The 24,198-nt window shown below is 63.1% G+C and carries 26 protein-coding genes; 14 read left to right on the plus strand and 12 right to left on the minus strand.

Annotated elements, in window-relative coordinates:
• Window positions 1-509 precede the first annotated feature (509 nt).
• The 4 genes from CT676_RS24345 to CT676_RS24360 all read left to right on the plus strand — a co-directional run bounded on the left by CT676_RS24345 (window position 510) and on the right by CT676_RS24360 (window position 2,085).
• Window positions 510-722: a hypothetical protein gene (locus CT676_RS24345; RefSeq protein ID WP_063985337.1), complete on the plus strand. Its 213-nt coding sequence runs from the start codon at window positions 510-512 to the stop codon at window positions 720-722.
• Window positions 723-801: 79 nt separating this feature from the next.
• Complete coding sequence (locus tag CT676_RS24350) at window positions 802-987, plus strand: hypothetical protein (RefSeq protein ID WP_085403277.1); 186 nt, start codon at window positions 802-804, stop codon at window positions 985-987.
• 1 nt (window position 988) lies between these two features.
• Window positions 989-1,201, plus strand: a complete 213-nt coding sequence (locus tag CT676_RS24355; RefSeq protein ID WP_014497603.1) for a hypothetical protein — start codon at window positions 989-991, stop codon at window positions 1,199-1,201.
• A gap of 86 nt (window positions 1,202-1,287) precedes the next feature.
• Window positions 1,288-2,085 carry an adenylate/guanylate cyclase domain-containing protein gene (locus CT676_RS24360; RefSeq protein WP_085403327.1) on the plus strand — a complete coding sequence of 266 codons (798 nt, stop codon included), beginning with the start codon at window positions 1,288-1,290 and terminating at the stop codon, window positions 2,083-2,085.
• A 53-nt stretch (window positions 2,086-2,138) separates the two neighbouring features.
• Here the strand turns inward: CT676_RS24360 and CT676_RS24365 are convergent, their stop codons facing one another.
• From CT676_RS24365 to CT676_RS24390, 6 genes are all read right to left on the minus strand, one after another.
• Entirely contained in the window at window positions 2,139-2,897 is a 759-nt protein-coding gene (locus tag CT676_RS24365; RefSeq protein WP_085403328.1) for an amino acid ABC transporter ATP-binding protein, read from the minus strand.
• 41 nt (window positions 2,898-2,938) lie between these two features.
• Window positions 2,939-3,781, minus strand: coding sequence for a transporter substrate-binding domain-containing protein (locus tag CT676_RS24370; RefSeq protein ID WP_167768141.1), 843 nt, complete (start codon window positions 3,779-3,781; stop codon window positions 2,939-2,941).
• A gap of 22 nt (window positions 3,782-3,803) precedes the next feature.
• Window positions 3,804-4,445 carry an amino acid ABC transporter permease gene (locus CT676_RS24375; RefSeq protein WP_063985335.1) on the minus strand — a complete coding sequence of 214 codons (642 nt, stop codon included), beginning with the start codon at window positions 4,443-4,445 and terminating at the stop codon, window positions 3,804-3,806.
• A gap of 9 nt (window positions 4,446-4,454) precedes the next feature.
• Window positions 4,455-5,123: an amino acid ABC transporter permease gene (locus CT676_RS24380; RefSeq protein WP_085403278.1), complete on the minus strand. Its 669-nt coding sequence runs from the start codon at window positions 5,121-5,123 to the stop codon at window positions 4,455-4,457.
• A 100-nt stretch (window positions 5,124-5,223) separates the two neighbouring features.
• Window positions 5,224-6,303 carry a Gfo/Idh/MocA family oxidoreductase gene (locus CT676_RS24385; protein ID WP_094184291.1) on the minus strand — a complete coding sequence of 360 codons (1,080 nt, stop codon included), beginning with the start codon at window positions 6,301-6,303 and terminating at the stop codon, window positions 5,224-5,226.
• 61 nt (window positions 6,304-6,364) lie between these two features.
• The gene (locus tag CT676_RS24390) at window positions 6,365-7,156 is read right to left on the minus strand and encodes a TIM barrel protein (protein WP_135215558.1); all 792 of its coding nucleotides are present in this window, start codon (window positions 7,154-7,156) and stop codon (window positions 6,365-6,367) included.
• 204 nt (window positions 7,157-7,360) lie between these two features.
• On the opposite strand from CT676_RS24390, the gene CT676_RS24395 reads away from it, so the two are divergent.
• Window positions 7,361-8,044: a TetR/AcrR family transcriptional regulator gene (locus tag CT676_RS24395; protein ID WP_085403281.1), complete on the plus strand. Its 684-nt coding sequence runs from the start codon at window positions 7,361-7,363 to the stop codon at window positions 8,042-8,044.
• A gap of 43 nt (window positions 8,045-8,087) precedes the next feature.
• Here CT676_RS24395 and CT676_RS24400 read toward each other — a convergent pair whose 3' ends face one another.
• From CT676_RS24400 to CT676_RS24410, 3 genes are all read right to left on the minus strand, one after another.
• Window positions 8,088-8,585: a DoxX family protein gene (locus CT676_RS24400; protein WP_167768142.1), complete on the minus strand. Its 498-nt coding sequence runs from the start codon at window positions 8,583-8,585 to the stop codon at window positions 8,088-8,090.
• Window positions 8,586-8,611: 26 nt separating this feature from the next.
• Window positions 8,612-9,349 (minus strand): SDR family oxidoreductase, encoded by a 738-nt coding sequence (locus tag CT676_RS24405; protein WP_135215559.1) that lies wholly within the window; start codon window positions 9,347-9,349, stop codon window positions 8,612-8,614.
• Between the two features lie 197 nt (window positions 9,350-9,546).
• Window positions 9,547-10,953, minus strand: coding sequence for a DHA2 family efflux MFS transporter permease subunit (locus CT676_RS24410; protein ID WP_085403282.1), 1,407 nt, complete (start codon window positions 10,951-10,953; stop codon window positions 9,547-9,549).
• 263 nt (window positions 10,954-11,216) lie between these two features.
• On the opposite strand from CT676_RS24410, the gene CT676_RS24415 reads away from it, so the two are divergent.
• The 6 genes from CT676_RS24415 (at window position 11,217) to CT676_RS24440 (ending at window position 14,775) form a co-directional block, all read left to right on the plus strand.
• The gene (locus CT676_RS24415) at window positions 11,217-11,525 is read left to right on the plus strand and encodes a hypothetical protein (protein WP_071917696.1); all 309 of its coding nucleotides are present in this window, start codon (window positions 11,217-11,219) and stop codon (window positions 11,523-11,525) included.
• Between the two features lie 20 nt (window positions 11,526-11,545).
• Window positions 11,546-12,436, plus strand: a complete 891-nt coding sequence (locus tag CT676_RS24420) for an RNA polymerase sigma factor (protein WP_085403283.1) — start codon at window positions 11,546-11,548, stop codon at window positions 12,434-12,436.
• Window positions 12,437-12,598: 162 nt separating this feature from the next.
• Complete coding sequence (locus CT676_RS24425; RefSeq protein WP_063985328.1) at window positions 12,599-13,108, plus strand: DUF2867 domain-containing protein; 510 nt, start codon at window positions 12,599-12,601, stop codon at window positions 13,106-13,108.
• Between the two features lie 154 nt (window positions 13,109-13,262).
• Window positions 13,263-13,529, plus strand: coding sequence for a DUF3551 domain-containing protein (locus CT676_RS24430; RefSeq protein ID WP_085403284.1), 267 nt, complete (start codon window positions 13,263-13,265; stop codon window positions 13,527-13,529).
• Between the two features lie 236 nt (window positions 13,530-13,765).
• Window positions 13,766-14,038 (plus strand): hypothetical protein, encoded by a 273-nt coding sequence (locus CT676_RS24435; RefSeq protein WP_085403331.1) that lies wholly within the window; start codon window positions 13,766-13,768, stop codon window positions 14,036-14,038.
• A gap of 170 nt (window positions 14,039-14,208) precedes the next feature.
• A complete protein-coding gene (locus tag CT676_RS24440; RefSeq protein WP_085403285.1) occupies window positions 14,209-14,775 on the plus strand; it encodes a DUF1697 domain-containing protein in 567 nt (188 codons plus the stop codon).
• A 66-nt stretch (window positions 14,776-14,841) separates the two neighbouring features.
• Here the strand turns inward: CT676_RS24440 and CT676_RS46095 are convergent, their stop codons facing one another.
• The 3 genes from CT676_RS46095 to CT676_RS44865 form a co-directional block, all read right to left on the minus strand.
• A complete protein-coding gene (locus tag CT676_RS46095) occupies window positions 14,842-14,970 on the minus strand; it encodes a hypothetical protein (RefSeq protein ID WP_256376431.1) in 129 nt (42 codons plus the stop codon).
• Between the two features lie 95 nt (window positions 14,971-15,065).
• A complete protein-coding gene (locus tag CT676_RS24445; RefSeq protein ID WP_085403286.1) occupies window positions 15,066-15,527 on the minus strand; it encodes a universal stress protein in 462 nt (153 codons plus the stop codon).
• 758 nt (window positions 15,528-16,285) lie between these two features.
• Window positions 16,286-19,390, minus strand: coding sequence for an AAA family ATPase (locus CT676_RS44865; RefSeq protein ID WP_135215560.1), 3,105 nt, complete (start codon window positions 19,388-19,390; stop codon window positions 16,286-16,288).
• Between the two features lie 700 nt (window positions 19,391-20,090).
• Here CT676_RS44865 and CT676_RS24460 point away from each other — a divergent pair.
• The 3 genes from CT676_RS24460 (at window position 20,091) to CT676_RS24475 (ending at window position 23,735) form a co-directional block, all read left to right on the plus strand.
• The gene (locus tag CT676_RS24460; protein ID WP_085403289.1) at window positions 20,091-20,819 is read left to right on the plus strand and encodes a sulfite exporter TauE/SafE family protein; all 729 of its coding nucleotides are present in this window, start codon (window positions 20,091-20,093) and stop codon (window positions 20,817-20,819) included.
• Between the two features lie 388 nt (window positions 20,820-21,207).
• The gene (locus tag CT676_RS24465; RefSeq protein WP_085403290.1) at window positions 21,208-22,323 is read left to right on the plus strand and encodes a DUF2336 domain-containing protein; all 1,116 of its coding nucleotides are present in this window, start codon (window positions 21,208-21,210) and stop codon (window positions 22,321-22,323) included.
• Between the two features lie 569 nt (window positions 22,324-22,892).
• Complete coding sequence (locus CT676_RS24475) at window positions 22,893-23,735, plus strand: enoyl-CoA hydratase-related protein (RefSeq protein ID WP_244623263.1); 843 nt, start codon at window positions 22,893-22,895, stop codon at window positions 23,733-23,735.
• The last annotated feature ends 463 nt before the right edge of the window (window positions 23,736-24,198 follow it).

Raw genomic sequence — 24,198 nt, forward strand, 5'->3', positions numbered from 1 at the left:
CGTGATTGACGGTGCATGCGTGCGTCGCCGTGACGTCGATCCAGTTCCGGAATCGGGCGATCGCGCAAACGCGCAATCGTCGGGGTGCGTCCCCTGCGCGCGATGGAAGTCGTGCTTATGGGCAATATCGGACGCGTTGTTGAAAGATATGTTCGCGCAGGACGCCTAGGTTGGGTTCACTGGCGGCGTTGCGAACGGTGCCGCAAGATTTGGTCGAGGACAGTCGATGCGGCTGCCTCGATGCAACAGAAAAGGTGATCGACACATCGGACGCGACCACAAGAGGAGACGACAATGCCAAACTGTTCCCAAGTTTCTGGAAGTCGAACCGCTCGCTGTGCCGCGTGCGACGGTAAGTTTGGCCTAGTCCGCTACTACTCTTGGCGAAAGCCCCTTTGCTCGAAAAAGTGCGTCGAACGTTTGGCGACGCGCCGGCAGGGTGAGCGCGACTGGTTCGGTCGATTTCCGTCGGTTGTCGACATGTTTTCAGAAAACCGCGCGAGGCGCCTATGACCATGCAGATGTCACGACGAGGAAAGGAATATCTCGAGACGGCGCAGAGCCTGCTGCGCGCGGCCCGGACCATGACGGACATCGTGGTCGCGACCCGTCTCGAGATGCTGGCCAATGACTATCAGCGGCGCGCCGAAAAGGCATCAAGCGTCGATGCGGCGAGGTCATCGGCGCGTTCGGCCGGCACGCGATACGAATCGTACCCGTGATTGCGGGTTGCGCGGTGAGCCGGTCGCCCAATCAGGGCCGTCTGGTCAGTTTCCTCTCTTGCCACCCCGTGGAGCCGATATGGGCGAAGTTGTTCGACTGGTCACAAGAGCCGAGCGCGAGCGTGCGCGGCTGATCCGCGAAGCGCGCGCTAACTATGACGCCGTGTTTCCGCGGGCCGATCCCGACGGCGAGCGGCCCGTCGAGCCGCGGTCGACCACTCGGGCGGCGACGCAGAGCCCGAGTACGTCGAAGGAGCTCTCGTGACATGATCAAGATCATTGCCGTGCTCTGCAGCCTCTCGTCGCCGACAGATTGCCACGAGCAGATCGTCACGACCTCGGATTTCGCTGACGTGACGATGCAGTCCTGTCTGATGGGAGCGCCGCAGCTCGCCGAATGGATGGCGCAGCATCCGGCCGAACGTCTCGCGGCGTGGCGCTGCTCGATCGGCAAGCAGGAGGCTCGCCGGGGAGCGTAGGTGCGAGGAGCCCTGTTGCCAATGCAGGCATGTGCGAATACGTTGGCCCGAGGTCCGCCCACGTTCCTTCGACTGGCCGCGCGTTCATGCCAAAATTCCTTCGCATCGGAGTCCATCAGTCGAACGTATCGGGATACACGTCGAAGGCGTGGTGTGTCAGGCGCGTCGGCTCGGCGGTTTTCCTGAAGTGGGGCGGCGTGGAGGTCCAAGGCACCGGTGCCGGGCGCAAGGTCTACTGGACGCGCTCGCCGCAGGAGAAGACAGTTCGGTGCGGCACGGCGCAGCGTGCCCAGGATTACGCAAAGGCCGCGATCGCGCGGCGCCGCAGCCATCGCTATGAGCCGCTGGCCGGAGCTATCGCGCTCCGGCGCCCCCCCGCCGAGCGCGGCACCGATCTCAAGCGGGCGCTCGCCACCATCCTGATCGTCGATATCGTCGGCTCCACCGCCAAGGCCGCGAAGCTCGGCGATGCGCGCTGGACCAAGGTGATGGGCCATTATTACGCAGCCGTCCGCAAGGAGCTGAAGAGCTCGCGCGGAAAGGAAGTCGTGACGACGGGCGACGGCGTGCTAGCGACGTTCAAGGCGCCGGCTGCCGGGATCAGTTGCGCGACCGCGATCCAGAAGGCGGTGCGCACGCTGGGGCTAGAGATCAGGGTCGGCCTGCATGCGGGCGAGTATACGATCAGCGGCGGCGAAATGGTCGGTCTCGCCTTCCACATCGGCACCCGCGTCGCCGCGAAAGCGCGGGCCGGCGAAGTCTTGGTCTCGAGCGCGGTCAAGGATTTGCTGAAGGCACCATCGACGATCAGCTTCAGGGATCACGGCATGCACCAGCTCAAGGGCGTGCCGGAGCGGTGGAGGCTGTATCGGGTGGAGGCGTGAGGCGTCCGGCAAGGGTGGACACCGGACCGCCTTCGCGCCGCGCCGGCACGGCTTCAATGATGCGGCAGAATCTCGCCGAGGAATTTTTTGGTGCGCTCGTGCTGCGGGGCCCTGAAGAAGACTTCCGGCTCCGCCTCCTCGACGATCCGTCCCTCCGCCATGAAGATCACGCGGTCGGCGACCTGCCGGGCGAAGCCCATTTCATGGGTGACGCAGATCATGGTCATGCCGTCGGTCGCAAGCCCGATCATGGTGTCGAGCACCTCCTTGACCATTTCCGGGTCGAGCGCCGAGGTCGGCTCGTCGAACAGCATCACCTTGGGCTCCATGCACAGCGCCCGCGCGATCGCCGCGCGCTGCTGCTGACCGCCGGACAATTGCGCCGGGTATTTGTCCGCCTGGTTGAGGATTTTGACACGGTCGAGCAGCCGCCGCGCGGTCTCCTCGGCCGCCGGGCGCGGAATGCCGCGAGAGCGGATCGGCGCCAGCGTGCAGTTCTCCAGCACCGTCATGTGCGGGAACAGGTTGAATTGCTGGAACACCATGCCGACCTCGCGGCGCACCGCATCGACGGCCTTGCCTTGGCTGCCGAGATGGACGCCGTCGACGACGATCTCGCCCTTCTGGTAGCTCTCGAGCGCATTGATGCAGCGGATCAGGGTGGATTTGCCCGATCCGGACGGCCCGCACAGAACGATCTTTTCGCTCGCACGGACCGCCAGGTTGATGTCGGTGAGCACCTGGTAGGTGCCGTACCATTTGTTGACACCGCGCATCGCGATCATCGTGTCCGCCGTGGCTGCGACCGGCATGGCTGCGACCGACATGGCTGTGACCGACATGGCACTCTCCCTCAGCTGACGGTGAAGGGGATGCCGGGAATGCTGTCGGGGAAAGCCGGCAGCGGGTTGTTGATCCACTTCGGATAGATCCTGGCCCATTCGCCGCTGGCGATGATCTTGTCGATGAAGCCGTTGACGAAGGCGTTGATCTCCTTCTCGCCGAGCCGCGTGCAGGCGCCGTTATAGAGTTTGGTGAATTCGAGCTTGTTCTCGTAAGTGCCGGGTTTGGATTCGTTGAGGCGCGGAACGTAGAAGATGTTGCCGCCCACCGCCTGCACCTGCCCGGACAGCAGCGCCTGCATGGTCGGCGCATCGCCGTCGAAGCGGCGGATGGTGGTGCCGGGAGGCGCCGCCTTGGTCACGTCGGTGTCCTGCACACTGCCGCGCGCGACACCGATGACATATTTGCCCATGTCGGCCGGCGATTTGATCTCGATCTCCTTCGGCGCGATGAAGGTGATGATGTTGGCACCATAGGGCCTTGAGAACTGCACCGCCTTGGCGCGCTCCGGCAGCATCGCCATGGTCGCAAACAGGATGTCGACGCGTCCCGACGTCAGCGCCGGGATGCGATTGGCGACGGCCAGCGGTGTAAATTCCGCGGCGACGCCGAGCTCTTTTGCGAACAGCTCGGAGAGGTCGGCATCGAGGCCCTCCTGCTTGCCCGAGGAATTGACGAACCCCCAGGGCGGATTGTCGCCCTGGATCCCGATCAGCACCTTGCCGCGCGCCTTGATCTCCGCGGGCGTCACCGCGTAAGCGGCGCGCGACAGCACGAACGGCGAGGCGATCGCGGCGGCGCCGAGCGCCAGCATGTGGCGGCGATTGAACTGGATTGTCTTTTTGGTCATCATTCCCTCCTCTGTGTTGAATTCATCATCGTGCCGCGGTGACGAGCCGCCGCTCCAGCCAGGCGCCATAGAGCGAAAGCGGCCAGCACAGCGCGAAATAGAGCGCGCAGACCAGGCCGAGCACGAGCAGCGGCTTGAAGTTCTGGTTGGAGACGATGGTCCCGGCGCGCATCAGCTCGGTGAAGCCGATGATGGCGGCAAGCGAGGTGCCCTTGATCAACTGCACCAGGAACCCGATCGTCGCGGGCAGCGAAATGCGGATCGCCTGCGGCAGCACGACGTCCTTCATCCGGTCGAGATAGCCGAGGCTGAGCGCCTTGGCGGCCTCGACCTGGCCGCGCGGCACGGCCTCGATCGAGCCGCGCCAGATTTCGCCGAGGAAGGCGCCGGCATGCAGGGTGAAGCCGATCGAGACGGAAACCCAGGGATCGAGCTTCAGCCCGGCGAGCGCGAGGCCGTAATAGACAACGAACAGCTGCATCAGCAGCGGCGTGCCCTGGAACAGCGCGATGTAGGCGGCCGCGCCACGTTCGAGCCAGCGCCGGCCCGAGGTGCGCGCCAGTGCGACGCCGAGGCCGGCGACCGAGCCGAGCGCGAAGCCGATCGCGGACAGCGCCAGCGTCCATTTCAGGCCGCCGAGCAGGAACAGGAACTGGTTCTTGTCCATGCGCCGTCCTCACTTCACGGGATAGAGCAGGAAGCGCGCGTTGATCCGCGCGAACATCTGCATCAGCATCCACGACATCGCGAGATAGAGCAGCGTGACGACGCCATAGACCTCGAAGCTGCGGAACGTATTGGTCTCGATCGCCTGTCCGACCGAGGTCAGCTCATAGGCCGAGATCGCCGATGCGATGCTCGTCGTCAGCGTAAGCATGATGAACTGGCTGGTCAGCGACGGGAAAATCGCGCGCAGCGCCGGCTTCAGCACGATCAGGCGGAAGATCAGGGTCCGGCTCAGGCCGAGCGCCAGTCCCGCCTCGACCTGCCCCTTGTTGATCGACTGCACGCCGCCGCGGATAATCTCGATCGCATAGGCGCCGCCGTTGACGCCGAGCGCGATGATCGCGGTCAGCGTGGGATCGAGGCGGATGCCGACCATCGGCAGCGCGAAGAAGACGAAGTAGATCTGGCCGAGGAATGGCGTGTTGCGGATCGCCTCGACGAACGCGATGACTAGCCAGCGCAGCGACGCAAGCCGGGAATCGCGCAGCAGCACGCCGCCGATCCCGATGATCAGCGCCAGCACCATGCCCGACAGCGCCAGGCCGAGCGTGCCGGCACAGCCCCAGAGCAGCTCCGGCAGGCCCTCGATCACGGGTCCGAAATCGAACTTGTAGTTCACCTCGCTCCTCCCTCCGGGCCGCCCTCTTGGCGTGGCCGGGCCGCCCTCTTGGCGTGGCTTGGCCCGTTCGCGTCTGTCCGACGGCGGTGAAAGCCGTGCTCTAGGTCGTTGCCTGCTCGCCTTGTCCTAGCCCCGCGTAGCGCTCGCGCAGGTCGATGCGCCGTCGCGCCGTCGCGGCCTCTGCGATCGCGAGCGTCACCAGCAGGCTTCGCGCGCCGTCCTCGACCGGTTGCAGCGACGGCGTCACGCCCCGGACCACGTCGCGGAAATGATCGAGCTGGGCGACATAAGGATCGGTCGACGCCGCATGATTGGCCTGCGCCTGGATCGGCCTGTTCCAGTCCTGCGCGCCGCCTTCCTGCGTCCATTGATCGAGACTTGGGAATTCGATCGCGCCGCGGCGGCCCATCAGGCGGTAGCTGCTCTGTCCGCTGAACGGAAACTCCGGCGCCTCGCCGAGTCCCTGCTCCATCGTCCAGGGCGTCACCGCGCAGTCGCTGAGGAAGAACGTGCCGAGCGCGCCGTTCTCGAATTCGAGCAGCGCGGCGGCGGTATCCTCGACCGCGAAGCCGCGCTGCCGGTTCGCGGCGATGGCCTCCACGGCGACGATCTCGCCGACCGCGAAGCGCAGGAAGTCGATCTCGTGGATCAGATTGATCAGGATCGGCCCGCCACCGGCTTGCGAGCGCCAGGGCGCAGCCTTGAAATAGTCGGCCGGCTTGTGCGTGGCCCAGATCGCCGAGACGCCGACGACATCGCCGATACGGCCCTCGCCAAGCAGCGCCTTGAGCGCCTTCACCTGCCTATGATGGCGGCGGTGATGCCCGACCAGCGACCGAATGCCGGCCTTGCGGACTTCCGCGATCAGGCCGGCGGCGGTCTCCAGCGTATCGGTGACCGGCTTTTCGATCAGGATATGGATGCCGGCCCGCGCGCATGCGATGCCGTTCTCGGCGTGGAGCTGATTGGGCGACGCGATGATCACGGCCTCGGGCCGCGCCTCGTCGAGCAGCTTCCGGTAATCCGCGAAGACGCGTGCGCCGGGCTGCTCGGCCGCGACCTGCTCGGCGTTGACGTCGGCGATGCCGGCGAGCTCGTAGTCGCCATGCTCGGCCAGCTTGCGCAGATGTTTGCGCCCGATCAATCCTGCGCCGATCACGCCAATCCTGATTTTTGTCATCTCGTGCATTCCGTTGGGTTTAGGCCCAGCCGTGGCAGTCGCGGCGTCTGGCGCCGCGGGCCTAGCCTTCGAGCAAGTTCCTGGTCGCGTTGAACGCCGTGGCGATCCGCTCTCTCGCGTCGAGCGCCGGCAACGGCATCTCGACGCTGAGGGCGGCATCAGTGGGCAGCGCCTCCAGCAGTGCGCCGAGCGGCAGAGCGCCGTCGCCGGGCGGCAGCCGTCCCGCGCGCGCCTCGGCAATGATGGCCGCGTCCGTTGCCGGCGTTTCGGCGACGGCATCACAGAGTTGCGCGGCGCGGAGCCAATGGTCGGGAAGCGGGATCAGGTCGGCGGCGCGGCCGCCGGAGCGCGCCAGGTGCAACGCGTCGACCAGGATGGCGCCGTTGGTCTGGCCTGCGTCGCGGATGACCGCCGCGGCCTGCGCCAAATTGCCGATCGCGCGCCAGCGCATGAATTCGAGGTCGACGCGCAGTCCGAACGACGCGGCGAGTTGGCAGAGCTCGGCGAAACGCGCGGTGAGCCGGGACCGATCCGGATCGTCGCCCGAAGCGATGATCGCTGTGGCGCCGAGATCGGCGCCGGCTTCGATACAGCCTGCGAGCGAGGAGATGTCGATGGCGGGCTTGAGCTGGACCAGCTCGATGTCGCTGACCCGCACGCCCTCGCCGTCAAGCACGCGCTTCAGCGCTCGGTGGGCCTCGGTGCCGACCTGCGTCGGATAGGCCGGCCCGTCGCTGGTTGCCGGGATGAAGCGTAGCGCGACGGCTGCAAACCCGGCTCGCGCCGCCTCGGCAACCAGCGCCGTGGGCGCAAGCTCCAACGCGGTGAGATGGGCAAGGCCGAGCGCGGTCATGGCCTGCTCGCCCGCACAGGCAATCGCGGCAGTCGGGAGCTGGCGCGGCGGTCGCCGGTCAGGCGCATGTGTCTCCTCCCTCTTAATTAATCCATAGGTTAATTGATAATTACCCAATGGGATAATTGATGTCAAGGGCCCGCGATTGCGCTATGGAGGGAGGGCGATGCCGCGACCGGCCGCCGTGAAGGACCGAAGGGCCAGATGCCAGGTGTGAAGAAGCAGCCCGTCCGGGCGGCGAAGCCGGTGCCGATCAAGCGGCGCGACCGCGAGCGGACGCGGCAGGAGATCCTCGACATCGCCTTCGAGGAGTTCGCCGAGAACGGCTTGTCCGGCGGCAACACCGACGCCATCGCCGCCCGCGCCAACATCACCAAGCGGCTGATCTTCTACTATTTCAACTCGAAGGAAGAGCTGTTCACCGCGGTGCTGGAGATGGCCTATGCGGAGATGCGCGCCGCCGAGGAGGATCTGCATCTCGAGGCGCTGGAGCCGGAGGCCGCGATCCGCCGGCTTGCCGAATTCACCTTCGATTTCCACCAGGCCCATCCGCAATTCGTCCGCCTCGTCAGCATCGAGAACATCCATCGCGGACGGCACATGGCCATCAGCCGCAGGCTCAAGGAGATGACGCAGCCGAGCATCAGCCAGATTGCCAAGGTGCTGGAGCGCGGCGCGGCCTGCGGCGCGATCCGGCCCGGCATCGATCCGGTCGAACTGCATATGACGCTGAATGCGCTGAGCTTCTTCGCGGTCGCCAACCGTCACACGTTCGAGGCGCAATTCGCCTTCGACATGTCCTCGCCAAAGGCGAGGGCGCAGCGCCGCGCCGAGATCGCCGATCTGCTGTGGCGTTGTGTGCGGGGGGATCGAACGGCGGCGGTGTGAAGACCTCGCGCGGCCGGAGCGGGCAGGGCCCTCCGGCGCGCCTTCAAAGCTCCCGTCCGATCAAGCGGTCCGCCGAGAATCGCCCGCCGCCTCGAAACGACATGTGCAGGGCAACGAGGCCCATCAGGAACGGGTACTCCATGCCGCGATCGATCCAGGCCCATTTGGGGTAATGGATAAGGCAGATCATCGCCATCTGCACGGCGACCATCGGCGCGACGAGGCGGGTGAACAGCCCCGCGGCGAGCATGATGGCCCCGATGGTTTCCAGCAGCATCACGAAATAGCCGAACGCCACCGGGGCCGGAAAATGCAATGAATTGGTGATGAAATTGATGGAGCTCGCGAACGGATTGGCCATGGCGCCGTGGGACTCGCCGAGCAATTTCGGCAAGCCGTGCGTGAACAGGATCAATCCGAAGGCAACGCGCAGAAACGCATAGGAAACGGGATTGGCGATCTCGTAGAAATTTCGCAAGCCAGGCAACAGCAGGGACGCGGGGCTGTGCCGTGGGGCCCCGCCCGTGATCGCATCGCTCATGGTCATGATCTCCAGACGATGCGGCTTCAGATGATGCCGCCATTGGCGCGCAGGATCTGGCCGTTGATCCAGCCGCCGTCGGGCCCGACCAGGAACGAGATCGCGCGCGCGATGTCGTCGGGTTCGCCGAGACGATGCAGAGGCGTCCGATCGATGATCGGCGAGATGTCGTGCTGATTGGCGTTGTGGAATAGCTCGGTGTTGACAGGGCCCGGCGCGATCGCGTTGACCGTGATCCGCCTCACGCCCAGCTCCTTCGAGAGGATGTGGGTGATCGCCTCGATGCCGGCCTTGGTCGCGGCGTAAGCCGCATAGGACGGCTGATAAAGCCCGACCACGCTCGTTGAGAAATTCACGATCCGGCCGCCCTCGCGCAGCCGCTTCGCCGCTTCACGCAGCGCATAGAAGGTGCCCGTGAGGTTGATCGCGATGGTCTGGTCCCACACCTCGTCGGTGGTCTGGGCCAATGGGGCGACCTTCATGATCCCGGCATTGTTGACGAGCACGTCGACGCCGCCGAACGCCGTCTCGGCCGCGTCGAACAGCGCGCGCACGTCAGCCAGCTTGCTGATGTCGGCTTTGACCGCAATCGCCGCTCCACCGGCGGCCTTGATCTTCGCCACCAGCGCCTCGGCTGGCGCAGCGCCGCTCGCATAGTTGACGACGACGGCGAGGCCGTCCCGCGCCAGCCGCTCGGCGACCGCCGCGCCAATGCCCTTCGAGCTGCCGGTGACGATGGCTGTGCGTGGGTGCTGGGTGGTCATGGTGGGGTCTCCCTGTTTGATGGGGAGATAATAGGCAGGGAGGTTGGCTGGATAATCCCGCTGGAATTGGCTTCACTGTTCGGGTGGGGCGAACAGTGAATGGTGCGGTATCCGCCGCTGACGGCTTGGCGGCCCTTACCTTGGCATGAGGGAGGTCACCACCTCAACGTCACCGCAGCCCCGTGCCTGTGTCAGCGTCACGCATCCTGTGGCGCGGCTGCACTGGCGGTCCGTCGCCGTGCCGGCAGGAAAAGCCCCGCAATCGCGCCGGCCAACGACAGCATTGCGGCGAGGCGCATCGCCGCAGCAAATCCGCTCTCGAAATGTGCGGCCGAGTAGGCCCCGCCGTTGGCCGAGAAGCTCGCCACCAGCGCAGCGATGCCGAACATGCCCCCGAGGAAGCGGCCCATGTTGAAGACGCCGGACGCCTTGCCCATTTCAGCCACCGCGACCGAGCTCAGGATCGCGTTCTGCGCTGCCGGCATCGCCATCGAGACGCCGACGCCGGCCAGCACCAGCGGCGCGACCAAGGCGGAGTAGGCGACCGTGGGGCTCACGATCTCCGCGATCCAGCCAAGGCCGATCGCCTGCATCAGCAATCCCGTCACCACCAGCGGCCGCTCGCCGAACCTGTTGACGACCGCGCCGGCGATCGGGGCGGTGACGAACAGCGTCGCGGTCCAGGGCAGCAGGCGAAGTCCGGCGCCGAAGGCGTCGAAGCCCAGCGTGGTCTGCAGGAACTGCGGCAGCAGGAACAAGACGCCATACATCGCGGCGTAGAACAGGACGCTTGCGGACATGCCGGAGGCGAGGGCGCGCGATGCAAACAGTCGCATCGGCACCATCGGCGCGGCCGCGCGCAATTCCCAGAGCACGAAGCCGGCTGTGAATACCAGGCCTGACATCAGCGTGCCCATGACCTCGGCGCTCGCCCACCCCACGGCGTTGCCGCGCAACAGGCTCCAGACCAGCGCCAGCGCCGCGAGGGCGACGAGCGCCAGTCCGGCGATGTCCAATGCGGAAGCCGGTCCGAAGCTTTCGCGCAAGCGTGCCAGCACCAGGGCGATCGCGATCAGGCCGATCGGCAGGTTGATCCAGAACACCCAGCGCCAGCCGAAATGTTCGGTGATGAAGCCGCCGATGGCGGGGCCGATGATCAGCGCGCAGCCGGTGATGCTGGCGAAAATGCCAAGCGCGCGGGCGCGCTCCTCGCGGCCGAACGTGCCGCTCAGGATCGCCATCGCCAGCGGCATCACCAAAGCGGCGCCGGCGCCCTGCAGCGCGCGGGCGGCGATCAGCGCGGTGGCATTGCCGGCGAGCGCACAGGCCGCCGATGCAACGACGAACAGGGCGATCCCGGCCGCGAACATGCGGCGGCGACCGAAGCGGTCGCCGAGCGCGGCGCCGGTCAGGAGCAGCACGGCAAAGGTCAGGTTGAAGGCGTTGACGGTCCATTGCAGCGTCTCGACCGGGCTGCCGAATTCGGCGCGGATGGTCGCGAATGCCGTCGTGATGATCATGGCGTCCAGCGCCATCATGAAGGATGCCAGCGCGGTGACGCCAAGCACCCAGTTCTTCTCGGCGCGATTGGTCGGGGTCTGCATCGCCCTCTCTCCGTGTGTCGAGCCACCCTGTCGCGGCGCGTTCTGTGGGCTAGACGAGGTCGGAGGGGCAAAGGATGCGCCCGGAAATAATTTTTCCCCGGCTGCATCCTTCGCCGGCCGCCAAACGTCCTTGGGGATGACGCGGCCATTGACGCGAGCTTGATCCGGAAAGCGGGGCACCGGTTTTCCGGGAGGGTCATGCCGAAATGGAAAGATGGCGCGCGATGGGCGAGCCAGGTCGCGAGATGAGCAAGGAGAGCGCGATGAAAAGGACGTTGATCAGGTACAAGGCCAAGCCCGAGCTGGCCGACAGGAACGCCGAGCTGGTTTCGGCGGTATTTGCCGAATTGAAGGCGGCCGGGCCGGACGGCGTGCGCTATCTGACGCTGCGGCTGGAGGACGACACCTTCATCCATCTGGTCGAGGCCGCGGCCGAGGACGGCTCGAGCCCGATCCCGAAACTCAGGGCGTTTCAGGCGTTCCAGGACGGCATCCGCGACCGCTGCGCCGAGCCGCCGCTGGTTCGTGATGTGAGGATCGTCGGCAACTACCGTATGCTGAACGAGTCCTGACCAGGCGAGGCGGAGGAACAATGGCGCCAGAGCCACTGGCCACCATCGATATCGAGGCGCTGCTGGCGCAGATGCGGCCGAAGCTGCATCGCTACTGCGCGCGCATGGTCGGCTCGGTCATCGACGGTGAGGATGTGCTGCAGGATGCGCTGATCAAGGCGATGGGAGCGCTGCAATCGGTCACGCCCGTCGTCAATACGGAGGGCTGGCTGTTCCGCATCGCGCACAACACCGCGCTGGATTTCCTGCGCCGCCGCAACCGACAGGAGGCGCTTCATTCGGCTGAGGAGGTGGAGATGATTGCCGACCAGCTCGATGATGTGGAAAGCCGCCAGATCGCTGCGACCAGCCTGCGCACCTTCATGCGGCTGCCGGTGGCGCAGCGGTCCAGCGTGATCCTGATGGACGTGCTCGGCTGCTCGCTTGCCGAGGTCTGCGACATCATGGATTTCAGCCTGCCGGCGGTGAAGGCCGCGCTGCATCGCGGGCGCACGCAGCTGCGTGAGTTCGCCGAGGAGCCTGACGATGTGCCGCAGCCAGGCCTGTCGGAGGCCGATCGCACGCGGCTCAACGCCTATGTCGGCCATTTCAATGCGCGCGACTTCGACGCGATCCGCGCCATGATCGCCGATGACGTCAGGCTCGAGCTCATCAACCGCACCAGGCTGAACGGCAAGGCCGAGGTGTCGCGCTATTTCGGCAATTATTCGAAGATCAGCGACTGGCACCTGGTGACGGGGCAGGTCGACGGACGTCCCGCGATCCTGGTGTTCGATCCGAATGAGCCGAGCGGGCGGGCGAAATATTTCATGCTGTTGAACTGGTCCGCCGACAAGCTCGCCATCATCAGGGATTTTCGTCACGCAGCCTACGTTATCGATGGTGCGGAGTGCGTAGTGGATGGAGGGTGAGTGGGCGTGGCCGGCAGCGTGGTCCGCGCTTCAGTTTCAATGACCGCTGAGTGGGGAGGGGGCATCGACTTGCCCGGGGGCCTCGCCGCTTGTTGGAGAGCCCCGCCGGTGCTATTGGTCTCCACCGCCTCTTCGCTTCCATTCAGTCCGGGCAGAACATCTATGGCGCGCGTTGCTCGAGTGGATTTGCCGCAGCGTTCGGTGCTCAAGCCGCTCTACGCCAAGGCGGGCTTCGCTGACGCATTCGCGATCGATCTGCCGAGCCATGCGACGGGCGACGCCGAGCGCCTCGCCACCCATATGCTTATGGGTCAGGCGCGGTGGGTTGGCTGGCTGGTGGCTCTAAGGGACACTTTGGTTGCGGGGTTCGGTCTTAAGACATCGTCTGACTTGCGCGATGACGTTGCGACCGACAGGATCGATTTCTTTCGGGTCTACGATCGGCGTCGTCATGAGATTATCCTTGGCGAGGACGATCGCCATCTCGACTTCCGTTTGTCCGTTTTGGTTGAAGAGTCCGCCTTGTGCCGCCGACTTGTCGCCACAACGGTCGTGACCTTCAATCATTTGGGAGGGCGGGCCTATATCGCGGGAATCGCGCCCTTCCATCGCCTGATCGTAAAGTCGTCCTTGCGTCGAGCCGAGCGATCGGGCTGGCCAGCTGAACTGTAAGGTCGCGCGCCGCGGCGCAAGAGCGGAGCACGGGCGTGCCGCCCCTGTGGCACATAACAGCGATTTAATCTCTCCGGCTGCGAAGTATTCGAGATCTCAAACGTTAGCTTACGAGAGTCCTCGCATCCGGCGAGCGCTACACAGGAGTTCCCTCATGCATCGTCATCTTGCCATCGCCGTCCTTGCGGCCGTTTCCACCTTGACCGTCGCGGCATCCTCTACCGCCGCGTCCGCAACCGAGGTGCAAGACAATTATTGCCTGCAGGGCCGCCAATCGGGCTACCCCGGCAATTGCGAGTTTTCCACCTATGAGCAGTGCCGCGCCACCGCGAGCGGCACCAACGAGAGCTGCGGTATCAACCCGATGCGGGCCTACGCGCCGCAGCAGCAACGGCACGTGCTGCATCGCAGCCGGGATTGAGCGGCAAGCGATGAAGGGCGCCGGCGACGGCGCCCTTGTTCGATGTGGCTGCTCCACCGAAGCAGCCGCAATGCGTCGGGACGCATAGGCTGCCCGTCGATGGCGAGCAATCCAGCGCTGTCGTCGTCATCTCCCGAAACCGCGAAAGACCCGATGCGGCCCTCGATCGCAAACATCGGGAATCGCGGCGACCGGAGTACTCGATAATCTTCGCGATCGGAGAGGCGAGCGCGATCATGTCCAGGTTCCTGCAATGGTTCTTTCGGAATCGCGAAACCGGTGACATCACGATCGCCCAGGCCCCCAACCTCGTTCTCTGGGTCGTCATCGTGGCCGGTGCCCTGCGCTGGATCTGGCAGCCGCCGGGCAATGCCGCTATTGCCCTGGACATCGTGTTCAAAGGCGGCCTCATCGTTTGGGCCCTCGACGAGATTTTCCGCGGGGTGAACCCATGGCGGCGCTGTCTTGGCGGAGCCGTGCTGGCTTATGAGCTCACGACCTTTCTGTGATGGATCGCCCAGAATACCGCACGAAGCTTGATGTTGCCGGCCGGAATACCAGTGGCTTCATGGTGCGGGCTACTACGGTGACAGTGCTTGACTGCACCCCGTAAGATATTTGACGTTGTGAACGATAAAGCTGGTCAGGATAGCCGACCGAGAACGAGAGCCATCCAACGATGACGACCTACGTGGCCCTGCTTTACAGTGTGGTTCTCCCGCTCGGCCGGCGATTGGCGATGGCCGAGCTGCGTGCCATGGCGCAAGGCCTCGGCCTCCACGACCCCAGAACCATCGGCGCGACGGGAAATCTGACGTTTGACAGCGACAAGGCGTCGATTTCCGAGTTGGAAGAAAATCTCGAAGCGGCCTTCAACGTGCGGTTCGGCAAGCATGTCGCAATCATCGTTCGCAACGCTGACGCGTGGCGACGCCTGCTACGCGCAAACCCGTTTCGTGCCGAAGCGACCGCTGATCCGCAAAGGGTCGCCGTTCGCGTGATGCGCAGTCCAATCCCGAAAGGTGGCGAAAACGCCCTCGCACGCTATGTCAGCGATGAACGAATAGCCGTCGCCGGCGGCGATCTCTGGATCCATTTTACGGGCGATCCAGCGCGATCGCGTTTGCTTTCGGCGTTAGGCGCGGGGCGCCTGAAGGGCGTCGGCACGTTGCGCAACACGAATACGCTAAGGCGAATCGGTGACGCCGTGACTTCGGTCCGATCCAGCCGGGCTGATCAAAAATAAAATCGATTGCTTGGAAGTGCACTGTCATCTCAATCCCCCGGGAATAGAGCGGTCATCAACTCAACATCACCGCACCCCCGTGCCCTTGCAGCGCTGGCACTTCACCACCTTCTCGCCCTTCTTGAGCAAGCCTTTGCCCTCGCAATTTTTGCATTTCTGCTTCTTTTTGATGTTCGGGCCTTTTTCACTGACCATAAAATTCTCCTGCCGCGTGAGAGCGGTCGATTGGCGCCTTGTTTCGGTTGGGCTCGCCCGGCAGAACAGCCGAGTGGCGTCGGGTAAGCCCTGCACTATGCCGGTTTTGGCACGACCAGCACCGGCACGCTTCCGTACACCAGGACCTCGGATGTCTGGCTGCCCAGAAACAGCTTCCTGAGGCCGCGACGCCCATGAGAGGCCATGACGATCAAGTCGCAGCCTCTCGACTCTGCTGTTTCAATGATCGCAGTCGCCGGGTGCGCATTCGGAACGTGCAGGAGTTCCGCAGGCGTGCCGATCTGCTCCGACATGGCGCGCGCTTCATCGAGCACTTTGCCTGCACGGGCTTTGCAGGCTGCGTCATAGCTGTCAACCTCCTCCTGGGTCGGAATCCATCCCGAGGCGTGTCCGCTCCCATAGTCGACCGGCAGCGCTTCCGTCACAGTGATGATCGTCAGCCTGGCGTTCAACGCCTTCGCCAGGGCAATGCCATGCTCAACGCCTTTTCGCGCGACGTCCGATCCGTCCGTGCTCAAGAGAATGTTGGCGTACATTCGATTAATCCTTTGCTCTTCGAACAAAGTGATGCCTGGGTAATATGATCTCATACGCGCCGTGGGTCCATCCGCGTTTTCGGTCTCGCCGTCACAGCCTCAACAAGGTTCGCCTCGCACCGCGTGGACGCGCCCGGCTCTCGGCTAACTAAACTTTTATTCACGTTCGATGCAGGCAACCGAATCTGGCGTAGAGCTCTGTCTCGTGTCCGAGAAGATTGTACGCGCCTCGGAAACTACTTTGTGACTTGGGAATAAGCGCGCGACAACGCACGTCTAAGGGTGGTGGATCGGATCTCTTGCCTCGCGGGGGATCCCCCAAACGAAAGGAACCACCACGATGACACCATTCAAAAATCTCGTCGGATCAGTCCTGTCCAAGGCGTTGTTGACCGGACTGGTCGTCACCGCAATCTTCAGCACGCCGCTCCAGGCGCGTGAGCACCGCACTGGCGATCGGCACACCGAACAGGGCGTGGGGGCGAGCTCCCGCTTCGAGCGATCGATCGCTGCGCCGGCCTACCACGCATTTGCGCCAGTGCCCTCGGATCAACCGGGTGGAGTTTGCGACCACGGGGATAACCCCATGATATGCTGAGCAGCGGACCTCGCCGGCGTTCGCAAGGATTGGCGCGCGGCGCGAAGCTCAAAGTAGCTTGGCCATTTTCATCGCAACTTGCCGCACAGTTTATCGCCATTTCGGCCGACCGATCGGTAGATTGCAGACCTGGCCGCCATGCGTGTCGAGGCGGATCGGGTCAATGGCGTGCACTGTCGGGCCGCGAAGGCAGAGAGGTCATTGCTTCCAGTTGCGCTGTTCGCGTCGCCAACATGGCGAGCAGGCTCTTGTGCAGCCGATCCCCGGGTTCGAAATTTTGCGCGAGCCTTCGGACGGTCTCGACAAATCGCATGCGATACGTCGCCGCTCTGTCGACGTCGCCGTACTTCGCGAAGATCTCGGCGGCCGTGCGGTACACCCGCCAGGAAGCAATCGGGAAGTCGGCGCTGTCGACGATCTCCAGCGCGCGGGACAGCTGCAACTGAGCCTCCGCTGAATTGCCCATGGCAAGCGCAGTACGGGCGAGCAGTCCGTGGGCCTGGGCCAGGTGATTGAGATCCGGAGCCGTGGCCACATAGTCGTGGAGCTGGCGCGCACAGCTCTCAGCCTGCGTAAAGTCGTCAACCTGCAGGTAATATTCGCCGAGACAATGATACACCTGCGTCGCGGCGGTAAACTCGATATCGATGCCTTCTTCATGCCTGCGGCGCTCGATGTCATCAAATTGCCTGCGAGCTCCCGACGGGTCGTTCAGCCCGACATAGGCCTTGGCAAGGACGGCCCGCTTGTGGAAGTAGGTCGACTGATCTCCGACCAGCAGACTATCGTCGACGCTTTCGCAGAGCTCACGGGCTCCATCAAAGTCCATCGCTTCGACGTGCAACCACGCAAGCGTCAGCCGGCACAATGCGCTGCTGGGGCCGTTCGCGTTCCTGACGGCCAGTTCGAGGCCGGCCGTGATTTCAAGTCGCAACTCGCGCCACTCGCCCAGATGAATAAGCGCGATCGACTCAAGAACGTTGAACAGAACAAAAGTGTAGACGTCGCCGGCCAGACGGGCCAACCGCTTGCCTTCCGTGCCGGCGCGGCGGCACTCCTGGTACCGCGACCTCCAGCAATCGACGATACCGGATATTCCATTGCGCCTGATCAGGATGCCATAATGCGTGGCATTCGCGCTCAGCTCGATCGCCCTGTCGCAGAGCGTGGCGTCCTGTTTGCGCCAGCCGTTGAGGAACAGGTTGACGCTCGCGCTGCTGCCCTGGACCAGAGCCTTGAATGTGTCGTCCGCCAGCGCCTGGCTTCGCGACAGCACATCTTCAGCGGCCTCAAGGCAGGCGTGGCGATCCACGCGCAAGCAGAGGCTGCTCACAGCCGTAAGGCCGTTGAGCTGTTGCTTGATCTCGCCCGCTTGTTCGGCGCCGGCAATCATGTCTCGCAGATCACGGATGGAGCCGGCGAGGTCGCCGCACGAGCGAAGAGCCCAGCTTCGCTCCCGCAGAAGAGCGACGCGGGTCGAGAATTTGTCGGCAGCATCGAAACGATCGAGTATGCCAAGCGCGCGGGTGAGATAGCTTGCGGCCTCCGCGTGGCCGAGGCGTTTCGTCGAGTTCTTTGCCGCTTCCCGGAGGTAACGCAACGCGCTCGGAAAGTCGCGACCCTGCTCAAAGTGAAGTGCGAGCGCAGGCGCTATTTCAGGGGTGCGGCCGGCATAGGCCTCCTCCAGCCTCTTGCCCAGGCGCTTGTGCGTTTGTGCGCGGCGCCCCGGCGGCAGATTCTGGTAGATGATGTTCTGATAGAGAATGTGACGGAAAGCGTAGCAGCCCGAATATGTGCCATCGGGCCACTCGGAAACCCCTGACCGAGCGAGGATTTGATCCTTCCGGATCGACGCTTCGATGTCCCTTTCGACGTCGATCGCATCGTCGGACAGACCGGCCGCAACGAGGGCCGCAGAAAATTCCTCGCCGGCAACGCTGGCGACGTCGAGCAGACGCCGCTCGTTGTCGGTGAGGCGATCGAGCTCGTGGCCGATCATGTTCACGAGGCTGTCCGGAATGCGGTCTTGCGCAAATGCCGCCTGTGAGGACAGGCGCCATCCGTCGTCAATTTCGATGATCGACTCCTGGTCGATCAAGTGCTTGAGCAGCGTGGCAACAAACAACGGATGTCCCAGCGTTCGCTCGAATACCGGCTTTGACAGGCTGGAGGCAAGCTGCTCGTCGCCGAAGCGCAATGCCAGGTAACGCTCGACCTCCGGACGCGACAACCGATCGAGGCGCAATTCGCTGCAGTATCCGTGAATCTCGAGGTCCCGGTGCAGGCGAGGGATGGGATGCCCGCCGACGGAACTGTCGGCCGGACGATAGGAGCAGAGGACCAGCACGCGCGCGTTGCCGTTCCCGCGTGCGAACCGAGACAGGACGTCGAGTGTCGCGAAGTCGCTCCAGTGCAGATCTTCGAGAACAAGAACCCAGGGGCGGTCGAGGCTCAGCGCTTCCAGAAGATCGCAGAATTCGCGCAGCATCCGTTCGCGCGTCGCGCCGAACACTTCGTCCTGGAAAGCCGCGCGTTCCGATGCGTCGATGACGCCTGGCAATTGCAGGATCCAGGTGGGTGCGTGGGCGCGAACTGCCGAAATCAGTTCCGGGCCGTTTGCGCGATAGCGGCTCACCAGCGCATCGATGAGTGGAAGAAAGACTTCGTCGGTTCCGAACCGTTCGGTGCAGCGCCCATAGAGCTGATCGAAGCCCTGTTCCGTCAGCTGCTCGAGCGCCTTGGCGATGAAGGCCGTCTTGCCGATCCCGGCTTCTCCGGTGACAAAAGCCATCTGCCGTTTGCCGGACAGGACGTGCCGCGTCATCTGGTCGATCGTCTCGAAGGAGGGGGTCCGGCCGACCACCGGGGTGGAGATTTCGGTTTTCAGAGGTACGACCGCGTTCTCGACCTCCCTGGCCGCTTCCCGCACCGTGCCGATAAAGCGGACGCCTTTGCGCGGCAAAGTCTTGATCAGCCGCTGCGCCTCGCCGGAATCGCCTATTCCGGTACGGGCTGCGTTGATGCGGGTGGTGAGCGCCGACTCCGAGACGATGCGCCCGCCCCAGATTGCACTGATCAGATCGTCCTTGGTCACCACCCGGGCGCGGTGGCGGATCAGATATTCGAGGACGTCAAAAACCTGGGGCTGCAACGGGATCGTACGTCCGTCACGGCGCAATTCCCGCCGGTCGGTGTCGAGGACAAACTCGTCAAATAGGTACAGCAAAACAATGCCTTCGGAGGTGTGCGCAAGGCGGATATTCAACCGGTACGCGGGCCCGAAAGCAAGCACACCCTTCAGAATCAAGGAAACGATAAGAACAAATTAAGCTCGCCTTAAAGCGTGGCCCCGCGTCCCGCTCGATACTTCCAGCCGTATCCGGTCACTCACACAAGGTGTTCGTGTCATGCGCTTGGAAGATAAGGCACGGCGTCTCACCCGCGTGTTCTATGGGTTGTTGCTTCACAAGATGTTTCAGTCGCTCGTGGCATCCTCCGTACCATTGTTTAACGGCAGAGCTTCACCCAGAGGCGATGCGTCAATTTCAGCGAGTTCGTTTGTCGCCTCCACGGGGTCTTCCCGAAAGGAAGGCTGGTTTGGGCGCCTCCTTCAAGCGCTCCACCATGCGCGACGGCTGCAGGCAGAGCGCACCCTTCGGCAGAACTACCACCTGATCGACAATGCGTGGCCCCAGTTTGCCTCTCGGTCAGATGTTGGAGGGCGAGACAATGCCGGTCAGTGAAAAGCCGTCCGAACGCAAGCTTCGGATTTCGGCGCCGGGCGAGAATACGCTGCTCGCAACGATCGCCATCGGCGTTGTCATTTTTCACATTCTTGCAGCCACGATGTTGACGTCGACCCGCCAGAGCGATGCTGGGGCACCGCCCGAGCCGCCCGGACTGTCGTCCGGGGACTGATCGCCAGCTCGCTATTCCAGGATTTGACAGACACGAAGGGTTAGCTCATGGGCGACATGGCGTCGTTTTGCCTGCTCAGCATCGCCGTGTTTTGCGGCGCTTTCGTCTCGGGCCTCGCGGGCTTTGCCTTTTCGGCGGTGGCCGGCGCGATTCTCCTTCACGTTCTCCCGCCACGGGAGGCGGTCCCGCTGATGATGGCCTGCAGCATCACCGTGCAAGCCGCGGGTCTTTGGGCCTTGAGAAAAAGCATCCGCTGGAAGCAGAGCTCGGGACTGGTCGTCGGCGGATTGCTTGGCGTTCCGATCGCCGTGTGGTTGCTGCAAGCTGCAGACGCCCGGATCTTCAGGGAGAGCTTTGGTCTCGCCGTCGCCTGCTACGCGGCCTACACGTTGTTCCGGCCGGCGCTTTCTCATCGCCTGCAGATGAATGCGGGACGTAATGCATTGATCGGCTTCGGCGGAGGCTTTGTCGGCGGGTTGACGGCAATGCCGGGTGCAATACCGACCATATGGTGTGACATCCACGGCGTGCCGAAAACCGAACAGCGCGGAATGGTTCAACCCTTCATCGCCGCCATGCAGATATTCGCACTTGTTCTCATGCTGATCCGAGGAGATCTGTCGACAAAGGTCCTGGTTGACTTCGCCGTCGGCATCCCGGCGCTCGTTGCAGGAACGGCGCTCGGGATTTTTGTCTTTCGCTGCGTCGATGACGCGCTGTTCCGGCGAATTATCCTCAGCATCTTGCTGGTTTCGGGACTGTTGCTGGTATTGTAGTTACGTCGGTCGCGCCTCCAGTTACAATTTCAGCCATTCGAGTACGGCGCGCAGTAGCACTGTCGCCGTAATCCCTTAAGCGTGAGCCGAACCATTCGGTGGGCGGTGCTGCTGCCCCAGCCGAGGTATCCTTCGCTTGCCGGAGGCTGCTGCTGGTCAAAACGCGTGACCTCGCGGGTGCAGCTACGTTGGGCGGGTGTTGACGGCGTCCGCTTCCTCCAAGTCAGGCACTACCTAAAATTCGATCGATCTGATTAGGCGAATCTTATGCCCGATCCGAGGCGGCGGGAATGATTTTACGGCGTGTTCAGGTCTGGAGTGGTGTCATCGCCCATTCGTTTGAAATCCGCTTTTGTCGTTCGATTATTTTCAAACCGCGAGCGCATCAATGGCTGCTATCACGTCATTCTTGGCCGAGTTGGACGAAGCAGTTGCGAGAGGAAATCCCGAGAGTTGTCTGCGGGCGCTCTGGCATGCGGCGGACATCCTGATCGCCGGCACTTATTCCGAGGAGCAGATCTGGACGTTCGGTGAGGTCATCGGTCGTCTCGCGCAAGAGATTGAAACGAGCGCGCGGGCGAAGCTCGCGGGAAAGCTCGCATGCAGCTCAAACGCGCCCTATGCGTTGACCCGGCAGATGGCAAGCGACGACTGCATCGATGTCGCATGGCCGGTTCTCAGTCAGTCGGAGCGCCTCGACACCGAGACATTGATTGCGTGTGCCAAGAACAAGAGCCAGCAACATTTGCTTGCAATCTCCAAGCGGCAAACGGTCCCGGAAACGGTCACCGATGTCCTGGTGGTGCGCGGATCTCCCGAGGTCGTAACCTCGGTCGCTTCAAATGCCGGGGCGAACCTCTCCAAATCCGGATTTCTGCACCTGGTGCGGCGGTCGGAAGGGGATTCGATCCTCGCTGAATCGGTAGGACTTCGAAAGGATATTCCTCGACATCTCTTCCACCAGTTGATCGCCAAAGCCTCTGAAGAGGTGCGGCAAAAGCTGAAGAGGGAGCGTCCGGATATCGAAAATCAGGTCCATCGCGTCGTCGTCGATGTCACCGGCGCCATTCACGCCAGGTTTGGCCCGGCGTCGAAGGATTACTTCACGGCGAAACGCACGGTGGCAAAACTGCACGAGAGAGGCGAATTGACGGAAGACAAGGTCTTCGAGCTTGCTCACTCTCTCAAGTTCAACGAGACCACCGTTGCCCTGTCGTTGCTCTGTGGGCTTCCAATAGACGTCGCGGAACGGGCATTGATCGAGAAGGATCGCGAGCCGGTGTTGATCCTGGCCAAGTCTCTCGATTTCTCATGGCCCACCACAATGGCGCTGCTGTTCCTGGGCGCGGCCAACTACCGGATAACCGTTGGCGAGCTGGATCAATTGAAGATCGATTTCCACCGGTTGAATGTCAAAGCGTGCCGGGAGGTCGTCACCATCTACCGAACGCGAAAGGAGGAGGTTTTTGGCGGCTCCTTTCAACAGCCTCGGCGCATGATCTAGGACCGCAATCCCGACGTCAGACATCCGTGGATGTGGGGGCGGCTCACGCAATGGTGAGCGTGCCGATTTGCCGTTCGCGCAGCTGTGATTTTCCACTGCGTGTCTTTTCCCAAGCGCATACCTAGCTAATCCTTGTCAAAAAAATTCGCAGGAAACGCTTTCAACAGAGCAGCCGATTCTAGCCAGCGCGAACGCTCCGCACGAAAACAACAACCGTTCGGAGTACGATTATGATTGGATTCAGGACTTCCATTATTGCAGCGATGATGTCGATTGGCGCGATAACCTCTGCAAGTGCCCAGTGCCCGACGTGGGCGACTCAAAATCCAGCTTCGTTTCAGGCGCAATATCCCAATAGGGATATATTGAACGACTGCGAGTTAACGCCAGCAGGCAGAATGGGCCTCGAACTCCCTGGCGGCGCGGCTCCCTGGTATGGGGCCAACAGGGCTTATGGGGCAATGCCTGGCGTTGCTCAACACCACAGCTTTCAGCACCGATAGCGGTGAGTAGTGGCCGTTCTTTTCGGGACGGTTGCGTTGCAGGCCCAGAAATCGGGAGACAAGTCGATGACATCACAAACCGACGAGGCCGCGCAGTCCAGGCTTATGGCGGACATCCCGTACGATCAGCAGACGAAGATCACCATCGAGCGCAGAGGCCAAATTGTACTGATTGGCATCAATCGGCCTTACATCGACAACCGGCTGGATCCGGATGCGACAGAAAGCGTGGCGAGAGCATACTACGAGTATGATCGGGACCCCTCGCTCCGTGCGGCGGTTCTGTTCGGCTATGGCGACCGCTTCTCCAGAGGTGTCGATGTCGATGCCTACAAGGCATTCGCTCAGTCGGGAAAAAAGATGATGGATGGGCCCGGCTTCATCGACCCTCTGGGGCGGACCGGGCCAGCGCTCACGAAGCCTCTGGTTGTCGCGGTGCATGGCGACACCTGGAATATGGCGCACGAGCTTTTCCTTGTAGCGGACATACGCGTAGCGTCGGAAGACACGGAGTTCGGTCAGGATGAGAATACGCACGGCCGTTTTCCCGGAGGCGGTGCAACGGTTCGTTTCCCCAGAGAAGCCGGATGGGGAAATGCCATGCGGTTCATTCTAACAGGCGATCATTGGGGTGCGAAGGAAGCCCTCCGGATGGGAACGGTTCAGGAAGTGGCCCCAAACCGAGATGCGGCTCTCGCGAAGGCTGTCGAGATCGCCAACAAGATCGCCGCATGCGGCCCTCTCGGGATTAAGACGTCCCTGGCCTCCTCCCATATGGCGCTCGAAGACTCTCAGACGGCGCTCGCTAAGCTCGGCGACCAATATAGTGCGCTGCTCACGACCAGGGATTTCCAGGAAGGCCGTGATGCCGAGGCACAAAAGCGTCCACCCGTTTACGATGGACGGTGACAACAAGCTCGCGGACGGTCGTGTTGCGTTCGCGTATCGCCAGCGTATTTCGTTCTACCAAGTCTCGCCGAAGGGCAGGCGCTCTTCGACTGTTGGGCGACGTGCCACGCCTCATTGGGATGGCGGCGGGCTGGATAAAGAAGTCGTTGGGTGCATCGGGACGGGGTTGGCAGTCAACCTCAAAACGGCAAAGGCTCTCGACGTGGCTGTACCGCCAGGGCTCCTCGCCCGCACCGACGAAGTGATCGAGTGAGGACGGCTTACTTCTCCTGATGGCCCCAATGCGAACTGCAAGCGAACTGCGAAGTGGTCCGCTTATCGGGGCGGACCGGAAGTGACCGGCCGACTTCCCAAGCGCCGTTTTTGACCCTGGCTGTGTGAAAAGCCACGAGTCGGTTACGATTCCTCCGTTTCCTGATGGGGGATATGGATGGGACGCTTCGTTGAAGGCGCGGACAGATCC

The sequence above is a fragment of the Bradyrhizobium sp. MOS001 genome (assembly GCF_004634465.1).
Classification (GTDB): domain Bacteria; phylum Pseudomonadota; class Alphaproteobacteria; order Rhizobiales; family Xanthobacteraceae; genus Bradyrhizobium; species Bradyrhizobium barranii.

Excerpts from the sequence above, each read along its gene's own strand:
- CT676_RS24465 (WP_085403290.1), top strand. The coding sequence starts at position 21,208 with ATGGCTGCTATCACGTCATTCTTGGCCGAGTTGGACGAAGCAGTTGCG.
- CT676_RS24445 (WP_085403286.1), bottom strand. The coding sequence starts at position 15,527 with ATGTACGCCAACATTCTCTTGAGCACGGACGGATCGGACGTCGCGCGA.
- CT676_RS24355 (WP_014497603.1), top strand. The coding sequence starts at position 989 with ATGATCAAGATCATTGCCGTGCTCTGCAGCCTCTCGTCGCCGACAGAT.
- CT676_RS24475 (WP_244623263.1), top strand. The coding sequence starts at position 22,893 with ATGACATCACAAACCGACGAGGCCGCGCAGTCCAGGCTTATGGCGGAC.
- CT676_RS24365 (WP_085403328.1), bottom strand. The coding sequence starts at position 2,897 with ATGCCGGTCGCAGCCACGGCGGACACGATGATCGCGATGCGCGGTGTC.
- CT676_RS24360 (WP_085403327.1), top strand. The coding sequence starts at position 1,288 with ATGCCAAAATTCCTTCGCATCGGAGTCCATCAGTCGAACGTATCGGGA.
- CT676_RS24460 (WP_085403289.1), top strand. The coding sequence starts at position 20,091 with ATGGGCGACATGGCGTCGTTTTGCCTGCTCAGCATCGCCGTGTTTTGC.
- CT676_RS24430 (WP_085403284.1), top strand. The coding sequence starts at position 13,263 with ATGCATCGTCATCTTGCCATCGCCGTCCTTGCGGCCGTTTCCACCTTG.
- CT676_RS24405 (WP_135215559.1), bottom strand. The coding sequence starts at position 9,349 with ATGACCACCCAGCACCCACGCACAGCCATCGTCACCGGCAGCTCGAAG.
- CT676_RS24415 (WP_071917696.1), top strand. The coding sequence starts at position 11,217 with ATGAAAAGGACGTTGATCAGGTACAAGGCCAAGCCCGAGCTGGCCGAC.
- CT676_RS24440 (WP_085403285.1), top strand. The coding sequence starts at position 14,209 with ATGACGACCTACGTGGCCCTGCTTTACAGTGTGGTTCTCCCGCTCGGC.
- CT676_RS24350 (WP_085403277.1), top strand. The coding sequence starts at position 802 with ATGGGCGAAGTTGTTCGACTGGTCACAAGAGCCGAGCGCGAGCGTGCG.
- CT676_RS24345 (WP_063985337.1), top strand. The coding sequence starts at position 510 with ATGACCATGCAGATGTCACGACGAGGAAAGGAATATCTCGAGACGGCG.
- CT676_RS24420 (WP_085403283.1), top strand. The coding sequence starts at position 11,546 with ATGGCGCCAGAGCCACTGGCCACCATCGATATCGAGGCGCTGCTGGCG.
- CT676_RS24375 (WP_063985335.1), bottom strand. The coding sequence starts at position 4,445 with ATGGACAAGAACCAGTTCCTGTTCCTGCTCGGCGGCCTGAAATGGACG.
- CT676_RS46095 (WP_256376431.1), bottom strand. The coding sequence starts at position 14,970 with ATGGTCAGTGAAAAAGGCCCGAACATCAAAAAGAAGCAGAAATGCAAA.
- CT676_RS24410 (WP_085403282.1), bottom strand. The coding sequence starts at position 10,953 with ATGCAGACCCCGACCAATCGCGCCGAGAAGAACTGGGTGCTTGGCGTC.
- CT676_RS24400 (WP_167768142.1), bottom strand. The coding sequence starts at position 8,585 with ATGAGCGATGCGATCACGGGCGGGGCCCCACGGCACAGCCCCGCGTCC.
- CT676_RS24435 (WP_085403331.1), top strand. The coding sequence starts at position 13,766 with ATGTCCAGGTTCCTGCAATGGTTCTTTCGGAATCGCGAAACCGGTGAC.
- CT676_RS24370 (WP_167768141.1), bottom strand. The coding sequence starts at position 3,781 with ATGATGACCAAAAAGACAATCCAGTTCAATCGCCGCCACATGCTGGCG.
- CT676_RS24390 (WP_135215558.1), bottom strand. The coding sequence starts at position 7,156 with ATGACCGCGCTCGGCCTTGCCCATCTCACCGCGTTGGAGCTTGCGCCC.
- CT676_RS24425 (WP_063985328.1), top strand. The coding sequence starts at position 12,599 with ATGGCGCGCGTTGCTCGAGTGGATTTGCCGCAGCGTTCGGTGCTCAAG.
- CT676_RS24395 (WP_085403281.1), top strand. The coding sequence starts at position 7,361 with ATGCCAGGTGTGAAGAAGCAGCCCGTCCGGGCGGCGAAGCCGGTGCCG.
- CT676_RS24385 (WP_094184291.1), bottom strand. The coding sequence starts at position 6,303 with ATGACAAAAATCAGGATTGGCGTGATCGGCGCAGGATTGATCGGGCGC.